The 6296-nt window shown below is 47.0% G+C and carries 3 protein-coding genes; 2 read left to right on the forward strand and 1 reads right to left on the reverse strand.

Going from position 1 to position 6296, the window contains the following annotated elements; genetic code table 11:
* The coding region (gene fadB / locus QVA83_RS04375) for a fatty acid oxidation complex subunit alpha FadB (protein ID WP_287498155.1) at positions 1-2032 on the reverse strand (2032 nt) is incomplete at its 3' end.
* 495 nt (positions 2033-2527) lie between these two features.
* Between fadB and QVA83_RS04380 the strand changes: the two genes are divergently transcribed.
* Together QVA83_RS04380 and pepQ are read left to right on the forward strand one after the other, a co-directional pair.
* Positions 2528-4591, forward strand: a complete 2064-nt coding sequence (locus QVA83_RS04380; RefSeq protein WP_156077847.1) for a transglycosylase SLT domain-containing protein — start codon at positions 2528-2530, stop codon at positions 4589-4591.
* A gap of 167 nt (positions 4592-4758) precedes the next feature.
* Positions 4759-6090 (forward strand): Xaa-Pro dipeptidase, encoded by a 1332-nt coding sequence (pepQ, locus tag QVA83_RS04385; RefSeq protein ID WP_156077848.1) that lies wholly within the window; start codon positions 4759-4761, stop codon positions 6088-6090.
* Positions 6091-6296: the final 206 nt, after the last annotated feature.

Here is a 6296-nt window from a genome sequence, read left to right on the forward strand (position 1 = left end):
TTTCAATCCAACGGAAAATACCACCGCGGAATGCAGGGAAACCTAAGCCGTAAAGTAGCGCCATATCTGCTTCAGCTGCGCTGTCTACAATGCCTTCTTCTAGGCAGCGAATTGCTTCGTTTGCCATAGGGATCATAAGGCGTGCAATAATGTCGTCAGCTTCAAAGTCTGTCTTCTCAGCTACGTGTGGCGCCATTAGGGCATATGCTTCTTCAGCAGGTGTTTTAGACGGCTTGCCGCGCTTATCAACACCGTAGTTGTAGAAACCTTTACCGTTCTTCTGACCTAAACGCTCTTCTTTGTAGAACAGTGTTACCGGGTCGTTGTCCAGACGAGCCATACGCTCTGGAATGCCCGCTGCCATTACGTCTGCTGCATGATCGCCCGTGTCGATACCTACAACGTCCATTAGGTAAGCAGGGCCCATTGGCCAGCCGAAGATTTTTTCCATTACCTTATCAACCGCTACAAAGTCAGCGCCGTCGATAAGTAGCTTACTGAAGCCCGCAAAGTATGGGAACAATACGCGGTTTACCAAGAACCCTGGGCAGTCGTTAACCACAATTGGGGTTTTACCCATTTTAAGGGTAGCGGCTACTACTGCATTGATGGTTTCTTCAGAGGTTTTTTCACCACGAATAATTTCAACAAGCGGCATGCGGTGCACTGGGTTAAAGAAGTGCATACCACAGAAGCGCTCTGGCTTGTCTAGGCTTTCAGCTAGCTGGTTGATAGAGATAGTAGAGGTGTTTGAACAGATGATAGCGTCGTCAGCCACGTTCTCTTCAACTTCTTTTAGTACAATACCTTTTACTTTCGGGTTTTCTACAACCGCTTCAATAACAAGATCTGCATCTTTAAGTGTGCTGTACTCAAGGGTAGGCGTGATAGCGTTAAGTGTTTGCGCCATTTTGGCCGCGTCTACTTTACCGCGCTGCATGCCTTTACCAAGGATCTTCGCTGCTTCTGAAAGGCCAAGGTCTAGTGCACCTTGATTAATGTCTTTCATGATAACTGGCGTGCCTTTCACGGCGCTTTGGTATGCAATACCGCCGCCCATGATACCTGCACCTAGTACAGCATTAAGCTTGGTTTCTTTTGTGCTTGCTTTTGCTTGCTTCTTACCTTTGCTCTTAACTAGTTGGTCGGCAAGGAAAATACCAATCTGTGCTTTCGCAGCGTCGGTTTTCGCAAGGGCAACAAAGCCTTCGTTTTCAAGCTTAAGTGCGCCGTCACGGTCTAGGCCCGCTGCTTTTTGAACAGTCTCAACCATTTTGTGCGGTGCTGGGTAGTGTTTGCCAGCTTGCGCAAATACCATAGCTTGAGCAGTACTGAAGCTCATCATGGCTTCGTTTTTGTTTAGCTGTAGTGGGGCTTTTTTAACCGCACGACGCGCTTGCCAATCAAACTTGCCTTCTGCAGCGTCTTTCACCATTGAAAGTGCGCCTTCAACAAGTGCTTCTGGTGCAACAACGGCATCAACTGCGCCTTCAGCAAGGGCTTTCGCGCCTTTTCTGTCGCGGCCAGTGGTCATCCACTCAAGGGCGTTGTCTGAACCAATAAGGCGAGGTAGACGAACCGTACCACCAAAACCAGGCATTAGGCCTAGTTTAACTTCTGGCAAACCAATTGAAGCAGTAGTGTCTGCAATACGCATGTCACACGCCAATGCCATCTCACAGCCTCCACCTAGAGCGAAGCCGTTAACTGCAGCGATGGTAGGGAAAGGTAGGTCTTCGAAGCGGTCGAATACTTGTGATGTATTGGCAACCCACTGTAGTACTTCTGCATCGTCCATGGCGAATAAACCAGTGAACTCGGTGATATCAGCACCTACAATAAATGCAGGTTTTGCACTGCGTACTACTAAGCCTTTAACATCGCCTTTAGCAAGTAGGGCTTGAGTTGCTTCGTCAAGTTCACTCACCGTTTGGCGGTCGAACTTGTTTACTGAACCTTGGGCGTCGAATACCAGCTCAGCAAAGCCGTCTTCTAACAGGCTGACGGAAAGACTTTTGCCTGTGTATATCATTATCATCTCCTTCGGCATTGGCCAGGATGTTAGTGAAGTAATCCAACTAATTTGTAGGGTCGTATGCATTCACTAACGCGTTAGGGTGGCTAGATTCTTTACAAAGCCACACAAAATTTCAACAAAAAATCAAACAAGCGTTTCAATTTGTCTAAGGTAGTGGTCGGATGACTTAAATTCAAGTGTAAATATCGAATTCAAGCTTCATTTCGCCATTGGTGGTTGTATAATGAGCGTTATTGACGCAAAGCGCCAATCCAGCAAAAGAATAATCTACAATCATGTCAACTATGTGTGTAAAGCATAGCTAACGACAGCTGGCACAACATCTTCTTTGGCAAGGAGCCAGGCTGAAATTTTCCCTTCGTTTATCAAACGAACGTAGTGGATCAGTCGCAATGCTGCTTTTTCAGCAACATTTTACAATCAGCTCGATTCGGCAAATTTGCCAGCGCTCATAAGCGTTCGAGTGTAGAGCAGGGTAGGAGTTCTATTGTGTCTGGTTTTTATTTTAGTTCGTGGTTAGGTCAGCGCTCGCTGACAAAAAACAATAAATTGTTCGCCACCGTTGTGGGGGCATTTGTTTGCTCGCTCTCTTCATTTTTCTCTGTCGGCGCATGGGCTACACAGCCTTTAACACTACCCGAAGATATCTTCGAAAAGGATCGCGCTCGTTATCTAGAAGTTGAAAAAAAGCTGTTAACGTATTCGAAGCGAAGCGTTCAGCGCCTCGATAACGACATTTATGAGCTGGCGCATTATCCGCTTTATCCTTATCTACTTAGACTCAAGCTAGAGCGCACGATGTCAATAAGAACAAAGCGCGAGGTTAAGCAGTTTCTGGAAGATTTCAATGGTCAGCCGGTAAGCTACGGTGTGCGTTATAAATGGCTTAATTACCTTGCTAAGAACGATTATCGCAGCACTTTTTTAGACAATTATCGCCCAGGTATGGGCGCAAGGCTAACCTGTATTGCGCTTAATTACCGTTTAAAAGAAGGTGAAAGCGAACAAGCTATTTTGTCCGAAGTCGACGCTTTATGGCTTCACGGTCAGTCGCAACCGGATGAATGCGATCCGCTTTTTGCTAAGTGGAAAAAAGCGGGCATGATGACACCCGAAATGGTGATCAAGCGCATAGAGATTGCCGCGAAAGAAGATAACCGAAGCATTATCTCTTATCTTAAGCGCCAACTTCCCGGTGATAAGCAATACCTGGCTGACGCGTGGCTATCGGTAACCCGAGACACCAGCCGAGTAAATAGAACGGCGCTCTTTCCACTAAAAAATGCATCGCATGAAGCTGAGGTAATCGTATGGGCGGTCGAGAAACTTGCTTGGCGAAACCCTGACTTAGCCGGCACGGTATTTAACCGCTACAACGACAAAAACGTGTTCTCGCCAGCGCAGCAGCACGTTATGCGAAGAGCAATAGCGCTTAGCTACACGCTAGACCGCCTTCCTCAAGCGCATCATTGGCTTGAACTTGCTGATGTGCAGGGTGCCAGTGAAGATGTAAAGCTTTGGCATATTTCCCATTTGCTTCGCACGAAAAAGTGGCAGGAAGTGGTTAATGTTATTGATAGCGCTCCTGCCAGTTTGCAGCAAGAAGAAAACTATCGCTATTGGAAAGCCCGTGCTTTAGAAGCGCTTGGTCAAACTATGCAGGCTACGGTGCTTTATAAAGAGCTTTCTCAAGAACGCCATTATTATGGCTTTATGGCAAGTGCGCACATAGGCGAAATTCCGTCGCTTGCACACACGCCAGCACCAAGAGACACGGCGGCTATTGCCAGTGTGGCGAAAACCCCTGCCACCATGCGCTCTGTTGAATTTTTCAGGTTAGACAGAACCACAGAAGCGCGCCGTGAGTGGTTTTATTTACTGTCACATTTACCCGAATCGAAAGTGACCGATGCGGGCATTTTGGCGTATGAGTGGGGCTTGTACGATCAAGCTATTACCAGTTTTGCGCGAAGTGGCTATTGGGATGATGTCGAGCGCCGATTCCCACTGGCCTTTAACGATGTATTCAGCGAAAAGTCGCAGGCATACAGCATTTCAAAGTCGCTGGCTATGGCTATTGCACGCCGCGAAAGTTCGTTTAGAAGCGATGCTATCTCTTCGGTGGGAGCGGCAGGACTCATGCAGCTTATGCCGGGAACAGCGCGTTATGTAGCAAAAGAGAAAGTAAGTCGTAACACACTTTTTCAGGTAGACGATAACGTTGAATACGGCGTGCAGTACCTGCGTTATTTAATGGACAAGTTAAACAATAACCCTGTGCTGGTGTCCGCATCTTATAACGCTGGTTGGCGCAAAGTGTTGGAATGGTTACCTGCTAATGAAGCGCTGCCCGTGGATATTTGGATTGAGAATATTCCCTACAAAGAAACCCGTGCTTACGTGAAGGCGGTGATGGCGTATCAGCATATTTACGACCAGCAGCTAGGTGGAAACGAGAATATCTTCCCTCAACTTACCCGCGATATGATCCCATCGGCAGATGCAGTAAGTACACATCCGGTAACAGGTACACTGCAACTAGCACCGCGATAGCAATCAAAGGTTATGCGTATACGGGTACGCCTTTCATTACGTTATTATTTTACCAGTATGGGAAACTTAACGTATACAACAGCACAGCGGTCTGAGCCAGTATGCATGTCATGCTGGCCTCGTGATACACTAGTAGCTAACTAACGACTAAAAAGATAAGAGGGGCTATGTCGCAACATAAAGCAACCTACCAACAGCATATCGAAGAGCTTCAAGCTAGAACTCGCGAAGCACTACAGCGAGAAGGGCTAGACGGACTAGTTATTCACTCAGGGCAGGGCAAACGTCTTTTCTTGGACGATAATCACTACCCATTTAAGGTAAACCCGCAGTTCAAAGCATGGGTGCCTGTTATTGATAACCCTAACTGTTGGCTGGTGGTAAACGGTGTAGACAAGCCTACGCTTATTTTCTATCGCCCTGAAGATTTCTGGCACAAAGTGCCACCAGAGCCAAATGACTTTTGGACTGACAGCTTCGACATTAAACTACTTCAACAGGCCGATGCGGTAGAGAAATTTCTGCCTTACGATAAAAGCCGTTTTGCCTATGTAGGCGAATATATTGAAGTGGCAAAAGCGTTGGGTTTTGACAATGTAAATCCAGACCGCGTGTTGCACTATTTGCACTATCAACGTGCTTATAAAACCGACTATGAACTTGACTGCATGCGTGAAGCTAACAAGCTGGCGGTGGCAGGCCATAAGGCCGCTGAGCAAGCCTTCCGTGAAGGCAAAAGCGAATTTGATATCAATCTTGCCTATGCCGCAGCAAGCCGACAAGGTGACAACGACGTACCATATACCAGTATTGTGGCACTTAACGAGCATGCTTCAATTCTGCATTACATGCAGTGTGATACCGTAGCGCCAAAAGAATCACGTTCGTTTCTGATTGATGCGGGTGCAAATTATCATGGCTATGCGGCAGATATTACGCGTACTTACGCTCAAGAAGGTGTTCATAATTCAGCGATGTTCCGCGACCTCATTCAAGCGGTAGATAAGGTAACGCTGACCTTAGTCGATTCGTTAAAGCCGGGTGTAGCCTACACAGACATTCACTTGTTAGCCCACGATGGTATTGCGCAAATTCTTCACGATACCGGCATGGTGAATTTAACGCCACCTGAGATTGTGGAAATGGGCATTACACGCACGTTCTTCCCACATGGCATTGGCCATTTCTTGGGGCTGCAGGTACACGATGTGGGCGGATTGGTTAATGATGACAGAGGCACGCCTAAGCCTGCTCCTGATGATCACCCGTTCTTACGCTGCACGCGTATGGTAGAAGCGCGTCAAGTGTTCACTATTGAGCCGGGCCTGTACTTCATCGATAGTCTACTGCGCGACCTTAAAGCGACGCCTGCGTCTAAGTACATCAACTGGGATACCATTGATGTATACAAACCGTTTGGCGGCATTCGCATTGAAGACAACATTATTGTGCATCGCGATAAGAACGAGAACATGACCCGAGATTTGGACTTAAATTAATCGACTTTTTGTGTATAGCCAACACAACCCATCGTTATAAATGCAAAGAGCAGCCCTAAGCTGCTCTTTTTCATTACGCGCTTTTAAAATGTACGTTCTCTTTGTTGTGTCACCTTGATGTAGAACCACTATACCTGCGGTAATACGCCGCGATTACGAACATTTTAACTCTCGCTGAGTGGGTAATTATCTATGCGGACTGGTAT

Source organism: Alteromonas sp. AO-Serp (genome assembly GCF_017849675.1).
GTDB lineage: Bacteria > Pseudomonadota > Gammaproteobacteria > Enterobacterales > Alteromonadaceae > Alteromonas > Alteromonas macleodii.